This window comes from Candidatus Polarisedimenticolia bacterium (assembly GCA_036001465.1).
Taxonomy (GTDB): domain Bacteria; phylum Acidobacteriota; class Polarisedimenticolia; order Gp22-AA2; family Gp22-AA2; genus Gp22-AA3.
The window spans coordinates 236,176-260,912 of sequence record DASYUH010000032.1 but is presented as its reverse complement, the minus strand read 5'-3'; the positions used below and the strand labels follow the sequence as shown (position 1 = coordinate 260,912).

Sequence of the window (24,737 nt, the reverse complement as noted above, 5' to 3'; positions counted from 1 at the left end):
ACCGCGTGCCCAGTGGATAAGGCGCGCAACTGGGCGATCGGAAGGACTTATGCCTCGAGGTGTGCGATCGCAGTGACCGGCTCCGGCCACCCCACGAACGCCCCGTCCGGCCCCGACCGCAACAAGCTCCGCACCACTATGAAAAAAAACCCGGGCGCCGGTAGTTGGGTGGGTCCGGGGCCCGGGCCTTTCGTGCTGGCGGGGCGAGAGGCGGAGTGGGTGTGGAGGTGCCCCTCGCGTGCCGCGAGTCTTTCAGCCCCCCATGGCGCAGCCTCGTTCTGACCGGCTCCTGGGCCAGCTGGGGGAGGCCGTTCCTGGCCGCACTCGCGCCGGATCAAAGAGAATGCGGTGCCCGACGCGCAGTGAGGACGGGGATGGCCGGATGGATCGACGACGGCTCCGCGTACGCCAGCGGCGGATCCGCAGCCGGATGTCCTCGGGGTCGAGGAGCAGAATCAGACAGACATTCTCGAATGAGAACAAGGATCCCGGATCCCTGCTCTCGATCCATTGCTCCGCCTCCCAGCGAAAGAGGCGAGGAGGAAATCGCCCGTCGTCACCCCGCTCGGCGAGACACGCCACGGCATCCACGAGTATCGCGAAAGCCAGCCTGACCTCGCAGCGAGAGGTGAATTGACGCGGGGCCACTTCGGCGGGTTGTCGATCCGGATTCAGGAATTGATGAGACGAGTCACCGTGTCGGGTCATGTCGGTGTCCCTTCAGGTTGCCGACTTGGCGAGCCACTGGTACCCGATCGGGAGGCGGTTGCCTATCCGTAGGATCTGGTATTTGGAGCATGGATACTGCGTAGGGCGGGTCGGGGGTCCAGACCTCCAGGCCCCTAGTCCCTCTGGCGAGCCGCGGGGCGCGGCCCCGGCCGCCGATTCAAGGGAGGAGGGTTCGGCCTCTGCCTCGTCCGTGCTGCGGGCGGAGATTCACGCGGGCGGACGCGAGGCGGGCGTGCTCAAGGCCCGACGAGGAGGAGCGCCGGCTCCTGGAACGCGTGGCGGCGAGCCGCCCTTAGCCACATCCGAGCGGTCAAGAGCCGTGGGCGGGGAGAGGGACGCGCACACTGACCGTGGTGCCGCCGCTGTCTGAAGCGATCTCGAAATGGCCCCTGATCTGTTTCACTCTTTCGCGCATGCCGAGAATGCCGATCCTCGGCACGGTCGCGGCGCCGTACTTGAAGCCCGAAATCCCGCAGCCCTTGTCCCGGACCACCAACTCCAGCCCGGAGGGGGTGCATGCGAAACGGATCCAGGCGGTGGTGCTGCCGGAATGTCGTTGGACGTTGGTCAGGGATTCCTGCACGACGCGAAACAGGGCCGTCTGCGTGTCCCGCGGCAGGAGCCCATGTTCGAGGGAGCCCTCGAGGACCACCTGGATACCCGTGCGGCGCGTAAAGGCCTCCGCGTACCCCTGCACCACCGAAAACAGACCGAGTTCGTCGAGCAGTGGCGGGTGGAGGAGCGCCGCGAGATCATGCAGCTCGTGCGCGCACCCCTGCGCCAGGGAACGGCACTCGTCCAGGGCCTCGCGTGCCTTGGGCGGCAAGCGCTCGCAGAGTTGATCGACCAAAGTGAGATTCATCCCCAGGGCGGCCAGGCTCTGCGCGGTGTTGTCGTGCAGGTCCAGGGCGATGCGCCGTCGCTCTTCGTCCCGCAGGCCCAGCAGACGTCCCGACATCTCCAACACAGCCTGCTCCGCCTGCTTGGTCTGGGTGGCGTCGTGAATGGCGAGAAGGAGCAGGTCCGGCGGCGCGCCCCCGGATTCGAGACACCGGGCGGAGAGCAGCATCGTCTTGGGTCCGATGACGGGGAATTCGGCGCTCACCTCGAGATCGATGATCTGGGTCCGGTCGGCGAGCGCGGTCCTGAGCTCCTGGAGGACGCTCGGGATATTCCAATGCCCTCGCCCCAGATCCTGCAGGCGGCTGTTCTCCGTCTCCGCGGAAGTCACGTGGAACATCTCGCAGAAGCTTCGGTTGGCCCGTTTGATCTGGAGCTCCGCGTCGAGGACCAGGAGTCCGTCCCGGACCGTCCCGACGATCGCCTGGGCGAGGCTCTCGGATGCCTGTAGCTTCTGCAGGCTGCACTTCAGCTCGTCTATATCCAGAAATGCCAGCACGGCGCCGTCGATCCTGTTGTCGCTCGTCTTGTAGGGGCGGATGCGCATGGAGTACCATCGCCCCTCGTCGTCCTGCAACGCGAGCTCCCGGCTGGTGACCGTTTCGATGACCTCCACCAGCAGGCGCTCCAGTTCGGGGACGCTGATGTTCGGTTTGATGTGGGTGATGCGCCGCCCCTGATCGGAGGGAATCAGGTTCAAGAGCTTCTCCGCCATCGGCGTGAAGCGGCGGATCCGCAGGTCCGGATCCAGGATCACGATGGGAATGTCGACGCTGTCGAGCACGTTGATCAGATCGTTGTTCGTCTGACTCATCTCGGCGTTGCGGTTCTGCAGCTCGTCGTTGACCGTGTTGAGCTCCTCGTTGGTCGACTGCAGCTCCTCCTTCGAGGTCTCCAGCTCCTCGTTTGTGCTCTGGAGCTCCTCGTTGGCCGAAAGAATCTCCTCGTTGGCGGCTTGCAGCTCCTCGTTGGTCGCCTCCCGCTCCTCGATGGTCGCCTGCAGGTAGTCGCGGGCCGCCGTCAACTCCCGCCTCAGTTGCTCGGCGTCCCCATGGCGTCCCGCCGCCTCCTTGCGGGGAGCCTTCCGGCCCTTCCCCTTGCCCCGGCCCCGGACCGCCCCCTCTTCGAACGTGACGAGGAAGAAAGGCTTCGCCGTAGGTCCTATCTTGAGCGGGATGACCGTGAGGTCGATCGTCGTCGACTGGCCGTCCACGTCGAGCACGAGCCCCTCCCTGCGGACCGGCTCGCCGCGCGTTCTCGCCTTGTGGATTCCGGCGCGCAGGTCGATCGTCAGGCCTTCGCGCGCCATGCGCAGCAGGTTGAGGCTGGCCCGGCCGGTCGCGGGCTCCAGGTAGGCCCCAGTCCGTCCGCGGAACTGCAGGATCTCCATGTGGTCGTCGACCACGACGCTCGCCGGTGCGTACCGGGAGAGGACCACCCGGTCGACTTCCTGGAGCACGTCGACGCTTGGGTCGGTCTCCGGGACCCGCCTGCCCGGCTCGACAGTGGCGCCGGCGCAGTCCTTGCCGATGAAGTTGAGATTCAAGCGGGTCGCGATCGCTTTCCGGGCGTAGATGTGGTGCTTGCGATCGACCGGCGTGAACAGATCCAGAAAACCGCCGATCGTCTCGGCCTTGCCGAGCCAGAGGAACCCCTGCGGCTTGAGGGCGTAATGGAAGATCGGCATGATCTGCCGCTGCAGGGTCGATTCGAGGTAGATGAGCACGTTGCGGCAGCTGATCAAGTCGAGGCGGGAGAAGGGCGGATCCTTCACGAGATTCTGCTTCGCGAACACGCACACGTCGCGGACGGTCTTGCTGACCTGGTAGCCAGCATCGACCTTGGTGAAGTAGCGACGCCGACGCTCGGGCGTGAGGTCCAGCAGGTGGCTCTCGCGGTAGACGCCGGCGCGGGCGGTCTCGATCGCCGAATCACTCACGTCGGTTGCGAAGATCTGTATCGTCACATTGGCAGACTTCTCGCCAAAGAAGTCGATCAGGCTGATGGCAAGGGAATAGGCCTCCTCCCCGGTCGAGCATCCCGGAACCCAGACCCGCACGGGTCCACCCGACGGCTGCGACTTGAGGATGTGATGGAAGGCGCGGCTCTTCAGGGCCTCAAAAGACTCCGGATCCCGGAAGAAAGCGGTCACGTCGATGAGCAGATCCTCGTAGAGCGCTTCGACCTCGCCGGGCGTTTCGTCGAGGCGGCTGCAATAGTCGTCCAGGCGCTCCAGCCCCTGGAGCACCATGCGTCTCTTGATCCGCCGCTTGATGGTGTTCTGCTTGTAATGGGAGAAATCGACGCCGGACGCGTGCCGCAGGGCGGCGAAGATGCGGCTGAGCGCCTCCGGGCCTTCTGCGAGCGTTCCCTCGTCCCGCGGCGCTTGCGCGAGCACGGGCAGATGACGCGCCACCCCCGCCAGCTTCCGGGCAATATCCTTCGGCGGCAGGACGAAGTCGACGACTCCGGCCGCGATGGCGCTGTGCGGCATGCCGCCGTGCCGGGCTGAATCCTCGCTCTGCGCGAAGGTGATCCCCCCCTCCGCCTTGATGGCCTTCATGCCGGCGGTGCCGTCGGAGGCCGTCCCCGAGAGGATCACGCCGATCGCCCGGTTCTTCTGGTCACACGCCAGGGAGCGCAGAAAAGCGTCGATCGGCATATGCAGCCCGCGCTTCTCGATCCTGGGACCGAGTCGCAGGACCCCATCCGTGATCGTCATGTCCATGTTGGGCGGGATCACGTAGACCCGGTTGGGCTGGGCGGTCGTGGAGTCAGTCACCTGGATGACCGGCATCGCGACGGCCTTGGCGAGCAGCTCGCCGAGCAGGCTTTTGTGCGACGGGTCCAGGTGCTGGACGAACACGAACGCCATGCCGGTGTTTGTAGGGAGATGCTTGAGGAGCTGGGAGAAGGCCTCCAGGCCCCCGGCGGAGGCCCCGATGCCAACGATGGGAAAAGCCCGACGCGCCGCTCGCGGCGCCAATCCCGGAGCCACAAGCCGCTCCTTCCGGTTCCGGTGAGGAGTCGCGCTTGTCATTGCATGCTCGTGATGAACCACCACGTTATATCGGCGACTGCACCGCCGTCAAGGCCGAGGTGTTCCGCTGGTGTGTTCCGGGCGGCGCAGCTGACCTCGGCTGCGCGGTTTGCTTTCCGGAGTCCGCGACCGATGCGCCTCGCACTCCGCGCCGTCTCCTCCTGACGGGACCTTAGAACAGCACTCCCTGGCACATCTCCGTAGATTAAATACTGGGGGACCAGGTCACTCGTCGGAGATACCGTCATGAAACAGTTTGTCGGTCAAGCGTGTCTCATCCCCGCCCTTCTCTTCGAGGCCCCGCTGCTGGCGCGCGCCCATCAGCCCGCCCCCACCGGTGGCGATCGGCGCGAGCTCACGTCGGGCGGGCCGGTCGAGATGAGGGAGGAGGCCCGCGCTGTTCGAGCCGCACCAACTCCTAGGGCGTGATGATGTTGTTGCGGATGGCGTAGCGCACCAGGTCGCTGAAGGAGTGGCAATCCAGCTTGCGCATGATGTTGGTGCGGTGTGTTTCAGCGGTCCGGACGCTGATTCCGAGAGCGGTGGCGACCTCTTTGTTGCTCCTGCCTTCCGCCAGCAGCTGGATCACCTCCCGCTCCCTCGGGGTCACCGCGGAAGCGTCTTGCTCCCCTCCGCGCGCGTCCAGATAGGATTGCAGTACAAATTCCGCCACGCTGGATGTGAAGAAGGTCTCGTGTCGGCTGAGAGCCTCCACCGCGCTCACCAGGTCGCGGCCGGCATCGGATTTCAGGACATAGCCCCGGGCGCCGGCGCTCAGCATCTCGCGCACCACCTGCTCCGATTCGTGCATGGTCAGGATGAGCACCTCGCACTGCGGAGAGCTCTTCCGGATCTGGCGCGCGGCCTCGAGTCCGTTCAGGACGGGCATGCCGATGTCGAGAATGACGATGTCCGGTTTCAGCCGGCCGGCCTTTTCGACCGCCTCCCGTCCTTCGACCGCCTCATCGCAGATCCGCCACCCGGGACGGGCCTCCAGCAGGACGCGCACGCCACGCCGAACGATCTCGTGATCATCTGCGACGAGGATGCGCAGGGCGGTCATGTGGCCTCCGGCCCGAGGTTGATCTCCACATGGACCGTCGCGCCCTGTCCGCTGGTCTCGATGCGGAGCTGGCCTCCCAGCTGCCGGACTCGTTCGCGCATTCCCAGCAGGCCCACGCCGAGGGACTCGACCGCTTCCCGTCGGTTCAGGACGCCCGGCGGCAATCCACGCCCCCGATCCTGCACCTCCAATGCGACCGACCGCGGGGTTCGGACGAGCTGAATCCGGGCCGTCGGGCTTCCCGAATGTCGTTGGACGTTCGTGAGGCATTCCTGGACGATGCGGAACAGGGCGTTCTCCACTTCCATGGGCAGACGATCCAGATGGTCCGGCAGCTCGACCTCGACCGCGATGCCGCTGCGTCGCGCAAAACCCTCCGCGCACCAGCGAAGGGCCGCGGGCAGTCCAATCTCCTGCAGCATCGGCGGGTGCAGGATATACGACAGCGAGCGGATCTCTCGCGAGCAGCGGTCCGCCAGGGCGTCGCACTCATCCAGGGCGTCCTTCGCCCTCCGGTCGAGCGCGCCGCGGCAGCCGCGCGCGACGGCAAGATTCATGGACAGGGCGGCCAGGCTCTGGGCGGTGCTGTCGTGCAGATCGCGCGCCAGGCGCTGCCGCTCCTCGTCCTGGACTCGCAGGAGGCGGGTCGAGAGCCGTCGCAGCGAATCCTCCGCCTGGTTCCGTTCGGCAATCTCCTCTTGAAGGGCCCGATTCGCCTCGGACAGCTGCGCCGTTCGGCGCGCGATCCTGGCCTCCAGCTCGGCGTGTGCGAGCCTCAGCCCGTCTTCCGCCCTCTGGCGCTGGACGACCTCGCCGATCTGGTTGGCGAGGGTGGCCATCATCTGGAGCTGCGTGTCGTCGGGCTCCCGGACCTCTCGACTGAATAACGTCATGACACCGTAGACGGCCCTTCCGAGAACGATCGGAAAGCCGATGGCCGAGCGCAGGCCGAGATGGGCAGCGAGCTCGCCACGTACGACGTTCTCCGCCGTGGACAGATTCGTGATCCAGAGTGGGCGAGCGTCGCTCCACACGCGGCCGGCCATGCCGACGCCGGGTCGGAACGTCAGGAACTCTGCGATACGGCCGAACTCCCCGAAACGGCTCCCGGGTCGATGCCACTCCGCGGAGTGACGCAGGGTCTCCGTGTGCGCATCCACGGTCCATAGATTGCCGCAATCCCATTCGAGGTTCTCGCCAATCGCCCCGAGAATAAAAGGAAAGACCTTCTCCGGGGAGGGAGCCTCCGCCAGGGCACGAGCTACCGTGTAGTTCGTCTTCACCCGGATCTGGGCCCGTTTCCTCTCGGTGATGCCGGCGGCCAGCAGCAGCATCGTCACCGCGACGACCCCCATGAACGCCTGCAGGAGGAGGAGGCTTTCGTTGACCGTTCCCTTCGCGAACGGACCGAACCCCGCCGCCGTCCTCCAGATCGCCATGGCCGACACCAGGAAGGTGGCCGTGACCGTTCCGCGCTGTGAGAAACGCAGCGCCGCCCAGATCAGGAAAGGGAAGAGAAGGTACGGCTGCAGGAAGCTGGCCTGAACGGACGTGAACAGCGGGCCGAAAATGAGCAGACTGACCGTCACGAGCGAAGCCGCCAGGGCGCCCGCTTCCGCGACCCGCCAGGCCGAGACAGCGAGGCGGGGCCGCTCGGCCCAGACGAACAACAGCGGTGCCAGAATCAGGTCCGCCATGGCGTCCCCCAGCCACCAGGTCAACCAGGCCTTGCCGGCGCTGATCGAGGGGATGACGCCTCCCAGCCAGCCGCTGGCCACGCCGATCGTGGCGCTCACCATCGTGCTGAGGCCGGCCGCGAGGACCACGAACCTGACCACGACCCAAGTCTGGTCGAGCGACCCGCGGAACCCGGTGAATCGCCGCAGAAGGTAGACACCCAGAACGGCTTCGAGCGTGTTCCCCGCCGCCATCCCGAGGGCCGCCGGGAGGGGGGCTCCTGCGGACGCGTTGACCAGGAACGCCCCGACCGCAACGCCCGGCCACAGGCGCTGGCCGAACAGGAGGAGAGCGACCAGGGAGATTCCGGTGGGAGGCCAGACGGTCGTGGCGAATCCGCTGACCGCGTCCATCAACAGACCGAGCCTTGCGGTGATGAGATAGACCGCGGCGAGCGTTCCAACCCCGGCCAGGTAGGACAGTTCGTGGAGCTTCGTCGGGGTCCGGAAGACCCCTTCCTTCGAACGGGTCAGCTCGTCGGTATCCATGAAGGGTCCCTGTGGATATTGACCCCTCATGTACCACTCATGCAACCGACGTGGCAAGCCCCCGATGATTCCCCCGGCCGAATGCTCGGACACACTCCTATGGGCAGGGTGCAGGGTTCGGTCGCGGTGTCCCGTCGCTCGAGCGGCCTTTCGTCCCTTCCTCGTCGAGCAGGTTCGAGGCGGTCACGAGATAGAACCAGACGCGGCCGACGGCCGGCGCAGCGTGGTCCGAGCTCGTCGTCCCGGTGACCGGCGATTGAAGGCAGTCGCCGAAGTTCCCGGGCGGGGCGCCGAGTCCGGGACCGATCGATCCGCGGTAGAGATTATAAGTCCCGGTCGAAGGCTCCTTACGCAAAGCGGCTCTCGTGAGGGTCACCGATCGAGCGGCGGGCGCCGGGGGACCACGGGTGCCCTCGAAATGTGCCGCAAAATGGCACGGCGTCAGGTGTTTTTGCACCCGCAGGGTCCGCCCTGCGAGAGTCATTGCATTGCGAATCCGGTCATCGTACCTTCCCGGGCACAGAGTGCCCGGATCCTCGAGCCAAGCCTCAATCGCGGACTGGGCTGGGCTTCGCGAAGGGTGGCCTTGAAGGGCCGATTCCACCGGCGTTCGACGACTACCTGAACTACGCGGGGAAGATCTCGTTCGATTACGATCCGAACAAGGGGAGGAGCATCAGCGCGAAGCGTTGCGAGAGGCCCTGCCTCTGATCCGCCGGGAGGGCTGTTTTCCCGGTTGATCCGGCCGGTTCACCGAGGCATATTCCCGACCTGCCACTCAGTGCATCGCGATGTGCAGAAGCCCGCGCGGTCCCGGCTCCGGGAGATCCGGAGCCAGAGGAATCGTCGCGGAAGGAGGAGCATGTGACGGGTTACAAAAAGGTCATCGTTTCGGCGGTCATCTTGATACTGGGGGCAGGCGCGCTGGTCGCGCGAGACCTCCCGAACTCACGGCAGGAAGCGCTGGTCGTCGAAGGGCCGTCGCGCCTGTCTGTCACAACCCCTTTGGGCGGCGACGTCCTCCGGCTCGACACCTTCTCGGGCACCGAGGCGATCTCCGAGCTGTTTTCGTTCAAGCTCGACATGTACGCCCCGGGCGGCCAGGAGATCCCCTTCGAGGCCGTCCTGGGCAAGGAGTTCCGCGTGACCGTCACGCTCCCCACCGGCGAGACGCGCCATTTCCACGGCATCTGCAGCCGGTTTAGCTCGGGGGACGTGGGGGACGTCCGGCGGTATCAGGCGGAAATCGTCCCCCGGGCCTGGCTGCTGACCCGGCGCCAGCAGAGCCGGATCTTCCAGGAGCTTTCCGTCCCGCAAATCCTCGCTCGCGTCCTCGGCGGAATCCCCGGCCTGGCATTCGAGATGCGCCTGCAGGGGGCCTTCCCGGCGCGCAATTATGCCGTCCAGTACCGGGAGACCGACTGGGACTTCATCAGCCGCCTGATGGAGGACGAGGGGATGTACTACTTCTTCAAACACGGCGCGGACGGTCACACGATGGTCATCGCCAACACACCCGAGGGGCATCCCGACCTGTCCGACCCTGTCCCGTTCCGGGGCACCCTGACCTTCCCGGCGCGGCCGAATTCGATCTACGCGTGGGAGAAGTCCCAGGAGATCCGGTCCGGCAAGGTCACCCTCTGGGACCATCACTTCGAGACGCCGGGCCGGACCCTCGAGGGGATCGCCACCATCCAGGACAGCGTGCAGGCGGGGCAAGTCGTCCACCGCCTCAACGTCGCGGGGAACGATCAGCTCGAGATCTACGACTACCCCGGCGGCTATGCCGATCGGTTCGACGGGATCGGCCCGTCCGGAGGGGAGCGGCCGGAGGATCTCCAGAAGCTTTTCGAAGCGGCCCAGAGAACCGCCGAGATCCGCATGCAGGAGGAGGCCGCCCGGAGCCTCGTCATCGGGGGGGTCGCGACGGCCCCGGGGCTGGCGTCCGGCCATGCCTTCACCCTGTCACGCCACCCGACAGCCGCCGGCAAGTACGTCTTGACTTCCGTCCAGCACGCCGCGCGGGTCGTGACGTCGAGTGGCGGGGCGGAATACCACAACTCGTTCACCTGCATCCCGTCGGGACTCCCATACCGCCACGCCCGGACGACCCCGATCCCGGTGATCCCGGGGCCCCAGACCGCGATCATCGTCGGGCCCCCGGGCGAAGAGATCTACACCGACAAGTACGGCCGCGTGAAAGTGCAGTTCCACTGGGACCGGCAGGGGCAGAAGGACGCTGACAGTTCCTGCTGGATCCGGGTCGCCCAGCCCCACGCGGACACGGGGTCCATCGTCATCCCGCGGGTCGGCTGGGAGGTTGTGGTGTCGTTCGAGGACGGAGACCCTGATCGGCCGCTCGTTCTTGGCAGGGTCTACAACGCGGAGCCCGTCAGACCAGCTCCCTGAGGGTCAGGACGACGTTCGTCACCTCGAATCGTCGCTGGGTTTTCAGGCTCGACGACGACGGCCCGCTCGCCGGGGGGACGGTGCCACCCCCCGACTCCCGTCGGCCTTGGCCCGATACAGGAGCCGGTCGGCGGCGCCGAGGAGCGCTTCCTGCGTCTCCCCGTCCCGCGGATAGACGGCGATGCCGACACTGGCGGTGATCGGCGGGCTCTGACCGTCGGACGCGAGACGTTCGCAGACCCGGTGCGCCACCTGACGCCCGGCCTCCTCCGAGGCCTCGGGCAGGACCACCGCGAATTCGTCCCCCCCGTAGCGCGCCGCCGTATCGAGCGCCCGGCAGGAGGCCCGAATCGCCTCGGCCATGCGGATGAGCGCCCGGCTGCCGACCAGGTGACCGTGCCGGTCATTGATCCCCTTCAGGCCGTCCAGGTCGAAGAACAGCACCGCGAAGGGTCGCTTGCTGCGCCCTGTTCGGCGAATCTCCGCATCCAGCACCGACGCCAGCTGACGGTAGTTCGTGAGCCCCGTAAGGGGATCGGTCTTCGCCAGCTGCCGCAGGCGGTCTTCCACCAGGCGGCGTTCGGCGACCTCCGTCGCCAGAATCTGGGTCGTCAGCGCGGTCACGGCGAGGAACGCTTGCAGCAGAAGGAGCGCCGGGTTGACACCGAATGCCGCGAACGGTCCGTGCCCCTGGAGAGTCCCCCGGATGGCGACGGCCGAGACGAGCAGGATTGCAATCGCCGCCCCTCGCCGTCCGAAGCGGAACGCCGCCCAGGCGAAGATCGGGATGCAGAGAAAATCGACCGGATAGTGACTCGAGTTTCCAGGCAGGACCCCCCCGAAGACCGCCTGGGCGGCGATCAACAGACCGACGAGCAGGGCGAGCGCCTCGATCGCCTGGTTTCTTGACCAGCGCACGATCGGGTCCTGCGCCCACAGAAGAATCGCCGGAGCGAAAATCAGGGCACCGGCGGCATCGCCCAGCCACCAGGTCATCCAGATCGACGAGAAGTCGGGCCTCAGCGCAATGCGACCGAGAATGAGGCTGGTGACGCCGATGGTTGCGCTCACCGTCGTGCCGGCCATCGCGGCGAAGAGCGCGAAACGGAAGATGTTCGGCGTGCGGTTGAAGGCGCGCCGGCCGCTGGCGAACCGGTCGACCAGCCACGCGCCCACGACGGCTTCGAGCGTGTTGCCGGCCGCGATTCCCAGGCAGGTCGCCACGGTGCCGGCCGTCGTGACGTTCACCAGGAAGGCGGAGACGAAGACGACGGGCCACACTCGGATCCCGAGGAGCAGGAGGCCCGCGAGTGCGATGCCGGTCGGAGGCCACACCGCCGTCGCGCTCGGGTGCACCGAGGCCAGCTGCAGGCCGAGCTTGCCGCCGACGACGTACGCCGTGGCGAGCAACCCCATCCCGAGGGCGTCTTTTCGCGTCAGGGTGCTGAAAGGCGGCCATGCGGGCATGCACGAACCTCCCGGAAGCGCAAGCGGGCCCCCTCGGCCCCCCCCTCCGGACGCCGCCATCACACTCACAATTTGGGCTCCGGGGGCCGGATTTGCAATGTCCGGGCAGGGGGGTAGAACCAGGATTTCAACCCGGGGGATAACTGGAGTAAGATGCATCCAGAATTCGCATAACCCATCGTCCGAGGAGGTGACCATGCGCATCTCTCTTTCGCAACTTGTCCTCGCCGGCGCCATCGTCCTGACGGCCTGGGCGCCCTGCGCTGTCGCTCAATCGGACGCTCTTACATGTCCACCCGATCCGACATGCGACGATCGTTGTCGCATGCACGCCGAGGAGATCTTCCGCGCCTGCATGGCGGCGGGCGGAGACCCCGAAGCCTGCGCCATCCGGGCGCGCACCGCGCTGGATGCCTGCGTGGCGGAGAACTGCCGGCCGGATCCCACGTGCGAGGATCGCTGCAAGGCGAAGGCCGATGAATTCTTCCGGCTCTGTGTCGAGGCCGGCCATCCGCGTGACGCCTGCGCCGAGAGGACCAAGGTCGTCCTGACCGTCTGCATCGAAGAGAACTGCGTTCCCGGGCCGACGTGCGAGGAGCGCTGCGGCGCCAAGTCCGAGGAGATCTACAGGAATTGCGTGGCCGCCGGGAACGATCCGATCCTGTGCAGCGAGCGCGCCCGCGCCGCCCTCGACGCCTGCGTCGCGGAGAACTGCACGCCCTGCGTCTGTCCGGACGTGTACGACCCCGTGTGCGGCGTGGACGGAAAGACCTACCCGAATGCATGCACGGCGCGCTGCTCCGGGGTCGAGATCGCCCATACGGGCGAGTGCACCCGGCAGTGCAGGTGCAACGCGGACTGCCCGGTTGGGTCGGTCTGCCGCGACAACGCGTGCCAGCCGCCTTGTGAGCTCTACTGCTTCACGTACGACCCGGTGTGCGGCTCCGACGGCCACACCTACGGTTGCGGGGCGGCGGACGCCGCGTGCCACGGGGTCACGGTGCTCTACGCCGGCGAGTGCCGGCCCGTTTGCAGAGAGGACGCCCAATGCCCCGTTGGGGCCGTGTGCCAGCCGGCGGGCGTGTGCACGAATGCGTGCGGCTGCGCCAGCTTCTGCGCCCCGTGCGCCTGCCTTTTGATTGTCGATCCCGTCTGCGGCACGGATGGGAAGACCTACACCAACGAATGCTACGCGCGCTGCGCCCACGTGGCGGTCGCCTACAAAGGGGCTTGCCGCTCGACGACGACGCGCAGCCTCCGCTTCTAGCGAGAACGGACCGACTCATTCGACCCGACCGGACCGCCCCATCGGGGGCCGGCCCGTTCGGGTCTTGCGCTTCGGGGAGCGCTGGGGTAAAAGGATTCGCCGCCTGCCGCGGCCGCGCTTCACGCCATCCCAAGGAGGGGCCCAATGGGGGGTCGGTTCTGGATCTCGGTGGTGGTGATGTTCGTCGTCTCGATGCTCGTCGGCTTCGTGGTGCACCGCGTCCTGCTGCACGGTGACTACGCCCAGCTTCCCAACCTCATGCGGACCGAGGCGGACGCGCAGGGACACTTCGGCTACATGATCCTCGCCCACGTCTGCATGGCCTTCGGGCTGACCTGGATCTATAGAAAGGGGCGCGAGGCGGGGAAGCCGGCCATCGGTCAGGGGTTGCGCTTCGGGGCGGCGGTCGCCATCATGATGTGCATCCCGATGTATCTCATCTATTACGCCGTGCAGCCGTGGCCCGAGACGATGGTCGTCAAGCAGATCGTCTACGACGTCATCGGCATGCTCCTCATCGGCGTCGTCGTGGCGCTGGTCAACCAGGACGCGAAAGCGGCCTGAGCCCGGGCCAGTCCGCGCGACGGGAATCGCCAGTCAACTCCTTGGGAGGCAGGCGTTTCCTTGACCGCCTGCGAGGGCAGGTGCTATATTCTTCGGGCGACCAGGCTCAACACACCGAATCAAGTGGGGGCGAAACGGTTTCGACGGGACTGTTGAGGCTGGGAAAGCGTGCCGAGGCCCACTCCTCGCTAAACAGGTGGAACCAAAAGCAAGCGCCAACTCACCGTTAGCGCTGGCTGCTTAACGCAGCCCGTCCACCGGGTCCTTTTTCCCGCGGGGGCCTGGATGGGCGACGCACAGCGGGATAGCCCCGGGGTCCGCCCGAAGCCCTGAGGCGAAAATGACCGGGCTGGCTGGCCGCTTCTTTGCCACCTCGGGTGGCGGCCGGCGAGAGCAGCCGAGGTGGCTACGCACGTAGACGTCCCACGCCAATCTGTTTCGGACGCGGGTTCGACTCCCGCCGCCTCCACCAATTCTCATTTTTCAAAGGACGGACCAGACCGAGCACATCTCGGTCTCGATTGGTCGCAACCCGGACCGGCTCAAGAAGTTGAAAGCGATACCGAGGGCGCAACCCGGACGCCGGGTGAACTCAACGGGTCGAAGCCCGGACTCGCCTGCAGCACAACAGGAACACAACGCGAGATGGGGAATCCGGACCCCAAATGTCCGGAGGTGGATGACGAAAGCCTAGACTCTGTCATGCGTGCCTGGCCTCGCTTGCCAAGGGCGATCCGAGAAGCCATCCTCGCGCTCGTGTGGGCGGCTGCCTCTAGTAGGCGCGAGGACAAAGACTAGGGAGTGCCTATCTGGGACTCCTCCACTGCAACGTCGGGCTTCCATTCCTCGAGCGAAGGAAGGTCCCGGCCCAACTGGCCGCGCACCCTCTTCTCAGCGATGCGATACTGGATCTGCTCGGGTGATTTGCAAAAACCCTCTCCTTCAGGTCCTTCGCGGAGCTCGGCAAGCGCTCGGCTGAGCAGCAGGTCCCTCTCCTCCACCGGCAACGCCTGAAATCGCTTGTCGATGAGTTGCCGGTGCCATGCATCGTAACGGTCCCTGAGTTGGGTCAGCCTTTTGGTTTCGACGTCGGCAGCCTCTCTCGCGGATGCTGCTGTCAACTCCGCCAGGGCCCTGTCCGGGTAATTATTGGTGAGCAGGCCGGCGAAGTTGTCTATCCAAGCCGCCCTCTCGCGCGTCCAGCGGATGCAGGACATAGCGCGCTGAACGTCGCCTCCGCAGCGCTCCAAGAGTTTGCGGGCGGACATCCTCTCCCGCTCGTCGATGCTTCCTTGGGTAGTCCCATGAAACCTCTCCCGGAAGTACAGGACAAGGTCAGTGACACTGGCTTCTGAAATGACCCGGGGCTCGGGGCCAAGTCCCGGCAGAAGTTTTGGTACCGCTGAATCGCTCTCCCTAGTGATCGGAGACGAGGGTTCAGGAGTTGGTTGATATGCTGGATCCACAGAATGAACCGGTACATGTCCGCGAGCCCTCGGGCCAACGTAGACGACGAGCTTCCACCTGTCGAGAGGTGACTTCGCCCTTTCGAACTTGAACGCTCTGAGAAACCCTTTCTCTACCAAGCGGGCAAGCGCCCTGGCGCAGAGTCGTTTGAGTTGAGCGATGTCGTACGTGCCGGTTGTTCCGATTCGCTGACTAAGTTTGATGAGACCGATTTCGTGCTTGTCCTTGCGATAGAGATTCTTGTCCAGGTAGTGGAACAGGGGTTTTTCGAGTCCGAGTCCTAGCTCGCGCCAGAATCTCAGGTCAAGACGCTTAAACTGCCCCTCACTGAGTCTGTTGAGGAACGCGTCGCTCACCGCGAAGTAGGACCGCGGCAGACCGTCGCCACCCTCCCTACGTGCCGCCCCGAACAGGATGCGGTGATCCGTGATGATGTTCCATCCTTCAGAGAGAACGCGCTCCCCTGTCTTGGGGTCGAGGAAGTGGTTCTTCGCGATATAGCTGGTCGTCTGGAATCGAAGGAATGCTTCACGGATGCGTTGGTAGGTTTTCCCTCCGCGCGCGAGACCGGCGATCTCGCAGATATCCCCGAGGGTGCATGGAACGATTCGGCTCTTGTAATGGTAACGCTCGAGGACCTTGAGTATCCCGACGAAGACATCCAAGTCAGGTAGTCGAGGCAAACCGTATTCCAGAGAGCCAACGACCTGCCAGGTGCGAACTATCGGCAGTCCAGCCTGGCTGGTGCCGATGACCTCTGTGCATTCGATTGTCGTGTGGCGGGGGCGCTTGATGGACGTTGTGACGATCGGAAATTCCGCGAAGCCGATGTATTCCCGAGTGTAAGCCGCCTCTGTCAGGCTAGAGGTGTGCGGTGCGGTTGTTGTTGAGGGAGCTCCAGTCATTAGCATGGGACACACGGGCCGCTGGCGCCCTAGTGTGTGAATTAGAAATGATTTAGTTAGTACTAGCGTCGGGGGGGGATCCCGCGAAACCTCACGAATAGGTGGATGTTTCGCCTGTGTGCGAAACTCGGCCCTGCACAGGCTCCACCACTTCCTGCATAGCGTCCACCGGTTCCTGCACAGGTTCCACGCGTGCCTGCGCAGGTTCCACCATTTTCCTGTATAGGCTCCACGACTTATCAACAGCCCCGGTAACAAGGCCACCCAGACTCATTTGTCTTGCGAGCGTACCGCTGACCATTAGTAGGAATTGAATCACGTCCTCGGGCGTGACGTCGTCAGGATGCCGAGGCAAGGACACGGTGAGGGTGCCCGGATAGCCCTCGATTTCACAGGTTGTTTCGAAATACTGGAGTTGGTGCTCTGGCCCGCGACCCAGCCGTCCGTGTCGGGGTGGATGGCTAGGGGGCCTTCGATGGGTCTGCATATTTAAGTCTTTTTATATCTATACTTTACAGTAATTATACCATGTTCCGTTCCTCCTGTGGATCCCAAGGGACAGTAGGCCGGCGAGGGGACCCCTTCGCGGCGATCGGCGACTGGGGCGTGCCGAACTCCGGCAATTGGCTCTCTGCCCCTGAGACCAGCTGCTTCGGTCCATCACCCTCTGCCTCGGGTATGTGGGCTATAGAAGGGGAGCTCGCCGGCGGTTTCATCCTACAGGGCCACCGAGCATTGACAAGCCTGCCTTACTCTGAGTAACTGAGTGCAGGTTCCTTAACTTCCCCTTAACCTACAGGCAGATGCTTCTGCGCGCTCGAACACCATCGCGCAAGGAGGGCTTCGCATGCCCGCCAAGTGGATCGATTTTCGAGAACTGAAAGCCCAGGTCTCCATCCGTGACGTGCTGGCGAAATACGGCTACCTGGATGGCCTGAAGGACAAGGGCCACGGGAAGCTCGTCGGCGCTTGTCCCATCCATGGTGGCAAGAACCCCAATTCGTTCCACGTGAACGTCGAGAAGAACGTCTTCAACTGCTTCAGCCGCTGCGGAGGCGGGAACATCCTCGACCTCGTCTCCAAGGTGGAGGAGTGTGGCGTTCGGGACGCCGGCGAAAAACTGGCAGAGTGGTTCGCACTCCAGTTCGTGCGGGACAACAACAAGAAGGCGAATGGCTCGAGACAGCCTACGGAGTCCGCACAAGCGTCACCGGCACTGAAACGGGTTGATCGGGTTCCTCGGACTGAGCCGAGCCTCGAAATCAATCCGCCGTTGGACCACTCGCTGAAAACTCTCGCCCGGGAGCATCCATACCTGAAGGAACGAGGGATCTCCAAGGAAACGATTCAGACGTTCGACGTCGGCTTCTGCACGCGGGGCCTGATGAAGGGTCGCGTTGCAATCGCTATTCACAACGAGAGAAACGAGCTCGTCGCCTACGCCGGGCGCGCGATCGACGACACGCTGGCGAAGGAGGAGGGAAAGTGGAAGCTGCCCTACGGCTTCCAGAAGGCACGCGTGGTCTGGAACCTGAACCGCGCAACCAAAAACACAGGATCCGGGCTCATCGTGGTGGAGGGGTTCTTCGACGCCATGAAGGTGCACCAGGCCGGCTTCCCGAACGTCGTGGCGCTGATGGGCTCAACCATGAGTGAGTACCAGGAAGAGCTCCTGGTTGCGGCGACTGACAGTCTGGCTTTGATGTTCGACGGAGATGACGCCGGGTACGAGGGGCTTCGCAAGGTGTACGGGCGACTGCGGCGCAAGCTGTTTCTGAAGGAGGTCCATCTCGAAGTCGGCGAGCAACCCGACAGCCTTTCGGATGAAAGGCTGAAAGGGCTACTAGGTTAACAAGTAACGGACCACACAAATGGAGGAGAGGATCATGGCTAGCGTGAACAGAGTGACGCTCCTGGGCAACTTGGGGCACGACCCAGAGGTTCGAAAGACCACGAACGGGAAATCCGTGGTCAACGTCAACCTGGCAACGTCCAGGCGCTGGACGGACGAGAAGGGCAAGACAGAGGAACGCACCGACTGGCACCGTGTCGTGGCATTCGGGCGCACGGCCGAGGTCATCGGCGAGTACGTGAGGAAGGGTAGCCAGCTCTACGTCGAGGGGCACCTTCAGACCAGGGGGTACCTGGGCAAGGAGAAGGAGCAGCGGTTCGTCACCGAGGTTATCGCGCAACGCATTCAGCTGCTGGGTCGGCCCGAGGATAGGAAGGTGCCGGCTGGCGGCGAGATACCCGCGGCGCCGGCGGAACCGCTCGTGCACGAGGGGCCGGCAGAGGATGACAGTCCGCTCTGACTTCAGGAGGTGAAGCGTGGCGGTCAAGCTCGAGGACCTGTCACCGAAGGACCGCAAGCGACTAAAACTGCGGAAACCCCGCGAGGTCACGTTCACGAAAGACGACGTGCGGGGGAATGCCCTGAAGGCCCTGGGGGCGATCACGCACTTGTCGCAGAAGGAGCGACGGCGAGTGCTTCAGCACGCGCTTAAGCTAAACGATCTTTGAAGCCCGAAGACGGCAAGGCCACCGACCCAATAGGTCTGGTGGCCTCTTTTTTTGTTCGGGAACGGTTCGTACATGGTATGCTTAGGCTGTGACGAAGACCTTCGGGCAGCGGATTCGGGAGCTGCGACAGGAGAAGGAGCTGTCGCTGCGAGAGTTTGCCCAACGGCTCGGCGGTATCACGGCCCCTTACCTCTCGGATATTGAGTTGGGGCGCAGGTACCCGTCGGAGACGATCATGGAGAAAATGGCGCAGGTTCTGGAGGTGACTGTCGAGGAGCTTCGGACTCTCGATCCGCGACCACCTGTCGAGGAGTTGAAGCGGCGTGGCGAGCGAGATCCAAAGCTCGCGGCCGCGCTGCGGCGCGTAGTTGATCAAGACGTGAGCGGCGACGAGCTCGCCAAACTACTCAAGCAGTTGGCGTCGAGGAAGAGGGGCGGGGGTTCGTGAGGAACTATCGCGCTTCCGGCGGGCGCTTTCCAGAGCGACCTTATTACAAGGAGGTGCAGTTCGAGAGAATCACCTCGACGGAACTGGAAAGCGTCGGGCTGATGCCATCGTCACCAAAGCCCATACGAGTGGATTGGTTCATAGAGAAGCGGTTCAACATCACGCCGGAGTATGAGGACCTGGGTTCCAGGGTGCTTGGTGTGACTCTCTTCGGGGAACGCGGCGCAGAGCAGGTAATAATCTCGAGGGCACTGGAAGATGGTTCCCTCGTTGGATCTCGCCGTGCCAGGACGACCATGGCCCACGAGGCCGGGCACATCCTGTTACACGGGCATCTGTTTGCTCTGGGGATTGATGAGCCGCTGTTGTTCGGAGACTTCAACGACACTGGGGCGCCACGCGTGATGTGCCGGGAAGGTGAGCTCGAAGACGGGAACGGCGCGAAGCCTCGATACGAGTGGCACGAGTTCCAGGCAAACCGCGCGATGTCGGCCCTCCTGCTGCCGAAGAAGCTCGTTGCGATGGCGATCGAAAAGTTTGTAGCGCCGAAGGGACGACTGGGCCTGATGTCGTTGCCGGAGACACTGCGAGGTGATGCGGTGCGGGATCTCGCTGAGGTGTTCGACGTTAACCCTGCGGTCGTGAGAATCCGAATGGACCTGCTCTATCCAGAGAGCGGCCAGGGGACCTTGTGATGATTTTTTTTGCTGCCGTATGCGTCACCGTATGCTTACAGTGTCACTCTCCTTGACGGTTGACGGAGGTTGCTGCCGTGGAGGGGAGTTTTTGTTCAAGCAGGCCGGGTCCATTCATGGGTCCATTTCTCAAAGAGGTGCCTAGATGAGCGAGAAGGAAAGGCATGTTGTTCGCCGCGGTGCCGATTGGGTAGTCAAGAAACCGCACGCGGAGCGGGTCAGTTCCATCCACGATACGCAGCGCGACGCAATCGACCGAGCTCGAGAGATCGCGGAGCGGACAGGCGGAGAGGTTGTGATTCACAACCAACACGGGAAGATTCGCGACAAGGATTCGTACGGCCCGGACCCAAATCCACCGAAGGATACAAGACACTAACAGACTGGACGGGATGCTCGCGATCTTGGCGGTAATGCTGCGCGAAGTGAACAGGGCAGAGGCCCCGGGGAAGTATAAGGGCTCGACCTGGTGCTGATGGAATGAATGCGGTTCCTTTTTCGGACGCGCGATGTGCGTCCAGAGGAGAAAGCAATGCCTGCTCGTTATGAATTGAAGCGGACCGATGACCGGAAGGCGTTCTACTGGACGTTGCAGGGAAACAATAACGAAGTTCTGCTAACCTCCGAGACCTTCCCCGCGAAGGCATCGGCGCAGAACGGTATCGAGTCCGCGCGCGAGAACTCGCGCTGGGACCATCGGTATGACCGGCGCACAGCGTCAAATGGTCAGTATTACTTCGTACTGCGTGGGGCGAACAACGAAGTGTTGGCCACTGGCGAGACCTATCCCTCGAGGCAAGCGATGGAGAATGGCATCGAGGCATGCAAGACGCATGGACGGACGGCGCCAGTCGCGGATCAGACTTAGAAGCAACGCTTGGCAGACAAGGATGAGCCCCAGGAAGTCTCTGGGGCTTATCATTGCAAGCGTGAGAATGTGGTCGCAAGAGCGGGCGGGGGCGCGCCGCCCGCAACTTGGGTGGGGGATCGGGCGCCAGCCGAACACGGAAAAGCCCCCCGGGTGGGGGGCTTGACCGATTCCACGGACTTGCTACTCTGAACGAGTAGTCGTCTGAGCGCTTCTCGCCCGAGAGGCGCTCTTTGCTTTGCCCGCGGCAAGGCCGTTCTTGAAGCTCTCAAGCGCAACCGTCTTCACGAAGTGGTAGACCTCTTCAACGTCCACCAGGCCGTTGAACTGTTGGTAGGCGCGCTTGTAGAGTTCCTCGTTGTATGACGCCATATGTTTTTCCTTTCTGGTTAGTTTTTTAGAACCGAGGCGTTCGACCGCCGTCTCGGTGCCTGAGCGAGGCCAGTGGGGGGCACCCGCTGTCAAGGGTGGAACGTGCGCGGTGGATTCGACTGACCGGGAAGCAAGAGACCGGCGACGCGATCGCGACGATCGGAGCCTCGCAGGGGCGACGACGCTTGCTGTGCCGAAGGCACAGTCGCGACCGCCGGCGCGCAAGGTCGGTCTCGCAGCGGGCAGGGCGACCCTTTATAGCGGGGGGTGCCACTGGTACGATGCGAAGAACGAGACGGCGACCTCTCTCCCGTGAGGCTGGCGCCCTGGTGGGTGGAGGGGAAGCGCAGCTTCCCGACTTGCGATTTTCATACGGGTGGAACGTGCGAGGTGGACTCGTCTGACCGGGAAGCGAGAGTCTCATTTTCCTGCTAGCCACGGAGCACCAAGTTGGTGTAAGGTGGTGCAGAAAATGATTCGGAGGCCCACTAGGTGCCTGTGAAAAGAGAGAAGAGACGGAGGATGAACCCCCCAACCGCCCTGCGGGCCTCAGTGAGTTTCCCGCCTGAGCTCTACCGCACGCTTGAAGAAATCGCGCGAGAGAAGAAGGTTTCGATCGCTTGGGTTGTGCGTGACGCAGCGGAGAAGTACGTCGCGGATCGGGCGCCGCTGTCCCGGGGGGGAGACTAGCGTGCGACCGTCCACGAAACCGAAAAGAGGCTGCCATTGACGGCAGCGACGGTTGGAACCCGGGAGCAAGTAGGCGTGCTTGAAAGGCTGCGCCCTGTGTGGGATCCGGTCCAGTGCGAGGTGTTACGATTGGCGATTCCGCGGCGGGGGCACGTTCTTTCAACGACCGTCGAAACCTACGGGAGGCCGATTCGGGAGGCCGTCGCCGCCCTCTCAGAGTCGCTTGAGCGAACGGATTGTTCAGAAGCCCGAGCGGCTCTTCTGTCGCCGCTGCGGGGGCGGCTTGAGAGAGATTCAGGGCGGACAGATGCAGAGATGACCGCGTGGGCGATTGTCGCGATGTGGGTGGCCGGAGTCGCGGTGAAAGGGATTGCCACCTCGGCCTCACTGACGGAAGCTGAGCAGTGGTTTTGGGGAGATTCTACGCGGGAGAGGTTGACGGGGCTGGCCTCGGAGCATGGAATCGATAAGGCTGCAGCTGCCTTGCGGGGCGAGGCAAATGCTTCGGCGTACCTTCAGTTGTTGCCATACATCCTCGATCCTCACGGACCTGGCAGCAGACTCAGCGTGAGGCGCGATCCTGCGACGCACTTGGCACGAAAGCGCAAGCGCGAGGCGGGCGTCTTTTATACGCCCGCCGATGTCGCGGAATACATGGCTTCGGCTTGCTTGGCTGAAGCCGCCCCCGGGATTCTTCCAAGAATATTCGACCCTGCCTGCGGGACCGGCGTCTTTCTTCGGGCGGCGCTGGAGGAAATGAGGCGACGCCATCCCGAGAAGGGCGTGCTTCGGCTGGCGTCAGAGTGTCTTTTCGGAGCTGACATCGACCCGTGGCCGCTCGATGCGGCAGCTTTCGTTCTATTCTCAGATTGCTGGCCTTGCTCGGAAGGGAACGGGACATCGCCGGGGAAGGTGTGGCGTCAGTTGCGCGAGAATCTTACCTGCATTGATACGCTGCGCATCGATGCCGAGGGGAACGTCCTAGGGGAAAGCGGAGGGGCTGGTATCCGCACTCCACTTGCCAGCTTGTTCCCCACGTTGAAGGGCAGGCCAACCGTCATCCTGGGGAATCCGCCATACGCGGATCTGGGGCTGCGACGGGACTTATCGGAACTCGCCCGCACATACGAAACAATCGCTGCCAAGCCACAGCCTGGCGCTGAAATCTTCTTGGCGTTCGTGGAGCAGATGATACGTCTGGGCGATCGGGAGAGCTGCTCAGGGGCGCTCGTAGTCCCGCTTTCGTTGGCCTGCAATGTTGGGCCGCAATTTACTACCGCGCGAGAGTTGATTGCGAAAACGCGCGGGCGATGGCGGTTCGCGTTCTTCGATAGGGAGCCGCACGCGCTCTTTGGCGAAGACGTAAAAACTCGTAACACCATCGTGCTGTGGTCGAGGACGCCTTCGGACACGTGCCCAGTTGTATCCACGGGTCCACTGAGAAAATGGCGCGGCGACAGCCGGGCGGCGATGTTCCACAGTCTGACCTTTACGACGGTGGAAGGTGACATACGGGCTGGGATCCCGAAAATCGAAGGGGCTCTTCAAGCAAGGGCAATGCAAGCGCTTGGTAATCGGTGGGAGCGTCTGGAGCAAGTGGCGCAGGTGATCGAGCGAGTGGGTCTGGCTGGGACACCAGATGCGGACAAGCGCACCGTCTTCGTGGGGCCTACTGCCTACAATTTTCTCAACGTATTCCTGAAGCCGCGGAGAGACCACATTTCTGGTAAGGAGACACTTTCGGAGAATGCCCTGCACGCGGTCAGGTGCGCTTCGGAGAGGGACGCTCTCGCCGTGTTCGCCATACTCTCTAGTCATCTCGCGTACTGGTGGTGGCACACGCACGGCGATGGGTTTCATGTGTCGAGGCGCTTCATCACTGATTTTCCGTTTGGTGTTGAAGCGTTTCGCAAGGAGGTGGCGCGGTCTCTTTCGGAAAGCGGCGCAGCGCTTTGGTCTGCGATAAGAACGAAGCCCGTCATTAGCCTGAACCGGGGGCGGACGTCCCTCGCGTATTCGCCGAATGGTCATGACGACATTAGGCGCCAGGCTGATGAGACGCTCGCGGTCATTGCGGGCTTGGAGAAGGCATTCGTGGACGAGCTTCAGCAATTTACAGCGCGAACCGTGGCGGCCGAATTGAGAGACCAAGCGATGACGGATGCCGAGGGGGATGAAGAGGTATGACGCAAAGCGTAGCCAAGTCTATTAAGGAAAAGAGCAAGGTCACAAAGGACGAGTGGAGGGAATACACCAAGACCGTCTGGATGATCGCAAACACGAGCCGGGATGACCATCCGGCGGTGTTCCCCGAGGAAATCCCTCTTCGCTTGGCGAAGCTCTTCAGCTTCTACGGTGAAACGGTACTTGATCCGTTTGCCGGAACGGGCACGACGGCGCGGGCGGTGATCCCGTTGGGACGGCGCGCTCTGTGCGTGGACCAGAACGCGAAGTACGTGCGCACCATCAAGAAGGAATGCAAGAATCTCAGCAACGGCCATTCGCCGGCGTTCGAGGCGCTGGAAGCTGTCTGCGGTGACAGCCGGAAGCTTGGCTTCGTCCGAGACAACAGCATCGCCCTGGTCGTCACCAGCCCGCCGTACTGGAATAAGGCGGATTACGGTCATTCACAGAGTAACCTCGGCAAGATCGAGAGCTACAGCTCTTTTCTCGAGAGCGTACGTCCGGTTTTCGAGGAATGTTTTCGTGTTCTGATGCCGGGTCGAAAGATGTGCGTTGTCACCGCCAATGTGAACCAGCATACGGATCATGGCCTGCTGACGTTTCCCTTGGCGACCGACTTCGCGGTCCTTCTGCGTGAGATCGGATTTGTGATGGTCAATGAAATTATCTGGTCGAAGAACGGTACTGGCGGAAAGTGGGGTTCCTATGGAGCGCAGCGCCCGATATTCGGGAGCTATCCTTATCCCCCAAATTTCCTGTTCAAGAACGTGCACGAGTACGTTCTGATTTTCGCCAAACCGGCATTGTCGAAAACGAAGGGTCCAAAAGTAAAGGTGTACCGCGACCTTGTCGCGGGGATGGACCGTGTGGTGAACGGAGATGCGCTCTAGTTCGTCACCGTCCCGACAAGAACGCGGCCGCAAT

At 63.6% G+C, this 24,737-nt stretch carries 19 protein-coding genes and 1 other RNA gene; 13 read left to right on the top strand and 7 right to left on the bottom strand.

Going from position 1 to position 24,737, the window contains the following annotated elements; all coding sequences use genetic code 11:
- Positions 1–1,039: 1,039 nt before the first annotated feature.
- The 4 genes from VGV60_06855 to VGV60_06840 all read right to left on the bottom strand — a co-directional run bounded on the left by VGV60_06855 (position 1,040) and on the right by VGV60_06840 (position 8,312).
- Complete coding sequence (locus VGV60_06855) at positions 1,040–4,627, bottom strand: chemotaxis protein CheB (protein HEV8700975.1); 3,588 nt, start codon at positions 4,625–4,627, stop codon at positions 1,040–1,042.
- 460 nt (positions 4,628–5,087) lie between these two features.
- Complete coding sequence (locus VGV60_06850; protein ID HEV8700974.1) at positions 5,088–5,732, bottom strand: response regulator transcription factor; 645 nt, start codon at positions 5,730–5,732, stop codon at positions 5,088–5,090.
- Positions 5,729–7,957: an MASE1 domain-containing protein gene (locus VGV60_06845; GenBank protein HEV8700973.1), complete on the bottom strand. Its 2,229-nt coding sequence runs from the start codon at positions 7,955–7,957 to the stop codon at positions 5,729–5,731. The genes VGV60_06850 and VGV60_06845 overlap by 4 nt, the downstream gene beginning before the upstream one ends.
- Before the next feature lie 97 nt (positions 7,958–8,054).
- Complete coding sequence (locus VGV60_06840; protein ID HEV8700972.1) at positions 8,055–8,312, bottom strand: hypothetical protein; 258 nt, start codon at positions 8,310–8,312, stop codon at positions 8,055–8,057.
- 509 nt (positions 8,313–8,821) lie between these two features.
- Here VGV60_06840 and tssI point away from each other — a divergent pair.
- Positions 8,822–10,366 (top strand): type VI secretion system tip protein TssI/VgrG, encoded by a 1,545-nt coding sequence (tssI, locus tag VGV60_06835; protein HEV8700971.1) that lies wholly within the window; start codon positions 8,822–8,824, stop codon positions 10,364–10,366.
- A gap of 42 nt (positions 10,367–10,408) precedes the next feature.
- Here the strand turns inward: tssI and VGV60_06830 are convergent, their stop codons facing one another.
- The gene (locus VGV60_06830; GenBank protein ID HEV8700970.1) at positions 10,409–11,833 is read right to left on the bottom strand and encodes an MASE1 domain-containing protein; all 1,425 of its coding nucleotides are present in this window, start codon (positions 11,831–11,833) and stop codon (positions 10,409–10,411) included.
- Positions 11,834–12,158: 325 nt separating this feature from the next.
- On the opposite strand from VGV60_06830, the gene VGV60_06825 reads away from it, so the two are divergent.
- The 3 genes from VGV60_06825 to ssrA all read left to right on the top strand — a co-directional run bounded on the left by VGV60_06825 (position 12,159) and on the right by ssrA (position 14,136).
- A complete protein-coding gene (locus VGV60_06825; GenBank protein HEV8700969.1) occupies positions 12,159–13,100 on the top strand; it encodes a Kazal-type serine protease inhibitor domain-containing protein in 942 nt (313 codons plus the stop codon).
- Between the two features lie 144 nt (positions 13,101–13,244).
- On the top strand, positions 13,245–13,664 hold the full coding sequence (locus tag VGV60_06820; GenBank protein HEV8700968.1) for a hypothetical protein: 420 nt from the start codon (positions 13,245–13,247) through the stop codon (positions 13,662–13,664).
- Between the two features lie 125 nt (positions 13,665–13,789).
- Positions 13,790–14,136, top strand: a transfer-messenger RNA (tmRNA) gene (ssrA, locus tag VGV60_06815).
- Between the two features lie 322 nt (positions 14,137–14,458).
- Here ssrA and VGV60_06810 read toward each other — a convergent pair.
- Complete coding sequence (locus VGV60_06810) at positions 14,459–16,036, bottom strand: replication initiator protein A (protein ID HEV8700967.1); 1,578 nt, start codon at positions 16,034–16,036, stop codon at positions 14,459–14,461.
- Positions 16,037–16,883: 847 nt separating this feature from the next.
- Here VGV60_06810 and VGV60_06805 point away from each other — a divergent pair.
- From VGV60_06805 to VGV60_06780, 6 genes are all read left to right on the top strand, one after another.
- A complete protein-coding gene (locus tag VGV60_06805; GenBank protein HEV8700966.1) occupies positions 16,884–17,888 on the top strand; it encodes a toprim domain-containing protein in 1,005 nt (334 codons plus the stop codon).
- A gap of 34 nt (positions 17,889–17,922) precedes the next feature.
- Positions 17,923–18,348, top strand: a complete 426-nt coding sequence (gene ssb, locus VGV60_06800; protein HEV8700965.1) for a single-stranded DNA-binding protein — start codon at positions 17,923–17,925, stop codon at positions 18,346–18,348.
- A gap of 16 nt (positions 18,349–18,364) precedes the next feature.
- Positions 18,365–18,556, top strand: coding sequence for a hypothetical protein (locus VGV60_06795; protein HEV8700964.1), 192 nt, complete (start codon positions 18,365–18,367; stop codon positions 18,554–18,556).
- Between the two features lie 88 nt (positions 18,557–18,644).
- The gene (locus VGV60_06790) at positions 18,645–19,004 is read left to right on the top strand and encodes a helix-turn-helix transcriptional regulator (protein HEV8700963.1); all 360 of its coding nucleotides are present in this window, start codon (positions 18,645–18,647) and stop codon (positions 19,002–19,004) included.
- Entirely contained in the window at positions 19,001–19,699 is a 699-nt protein-coding gene (locus tag VGV60_06785; GenBank protein HEV8700962.1) for a hypothetical protein, read from the top strand. Before VGV60_06790 ends, VGV60_06785 begins: the two co-directional genes overlap by 4 nt.
- Before the next feature lie 145 nt (positions 19,700–19,844).
- On the top strand, positions 19,845–20,078 hold the full coding sequence (locus tag VGV60_06780) for a DUF2188 domain-containing protein (GenBank protein HEV8700961.1): 234 nt from the start codon (positions 19,845–19,847) through the stop codon (positions 20,076–20,078).
- 672 nt (positions 20,079–20,750) lie between these two features.
- On the opposite strand, the gene VGV60_06775 is transcribed toward VGV60_06780, so the two are convergent.
- Entirely contained in the window at positions 20,751–20,939 is a 189-nt protein-coding gene (locus tag VGV60_06775; GenBank protein HEV8700960.1) for a hypothetical protein, read from the bottom strand.
- Positions 20,940–21,461: 522 nt separating this feature from the next.
- Here VGV60_06775 and VGV60_06770 point away from each other — a divergent pair.
- The 3 genes from VGV60_06770 to VGV60_06760 all read left to right on the top strand — a co-directional run bounded on the left by VGV60_06770 (position 21,462) and on the right by VGV60_06760 (position 24,703).
- Positions 21,462–21,629, top strand: coding sequence for a CopG family transcriptional regulator (locus tag VGV60_06770; protein HEV8700959.1), 168 nt, complete (start codon positions 21,462–21,464; stop codon positions 21,627–21,629).
- Positions 21,630–21,704: 75 nt separating this feature from the next.
- Positions 21,705–23,816, top strand: coding sequence for an N-6 DNA methylase (locus VGV60_06765; protein ID HEV8700958.1), 2,112 nt, complete (start codon positions 21,705–21,707; stop codon positions 23,814–23,816).
- Positions 23,813–24,703 carry a site-specific DNA-methyltransferase gene (locus tag VGV60_06760; protein ID HEV8700957.1) on the top strand — a complete coding sequence of 297 codons (891 nt, stop codon included), beginning with the start codon at positions 23,813–23,815 and terminating at the stop codon, positions 24,701–24,703. The genes VGV60_06765 and VGV60_06760 overlap by 4 nt, the downstream gene beginning before the upstream one ends.
- The last annotated feature ends 34 nt before the right edge of the window (positions 24,704–24,737 follow it).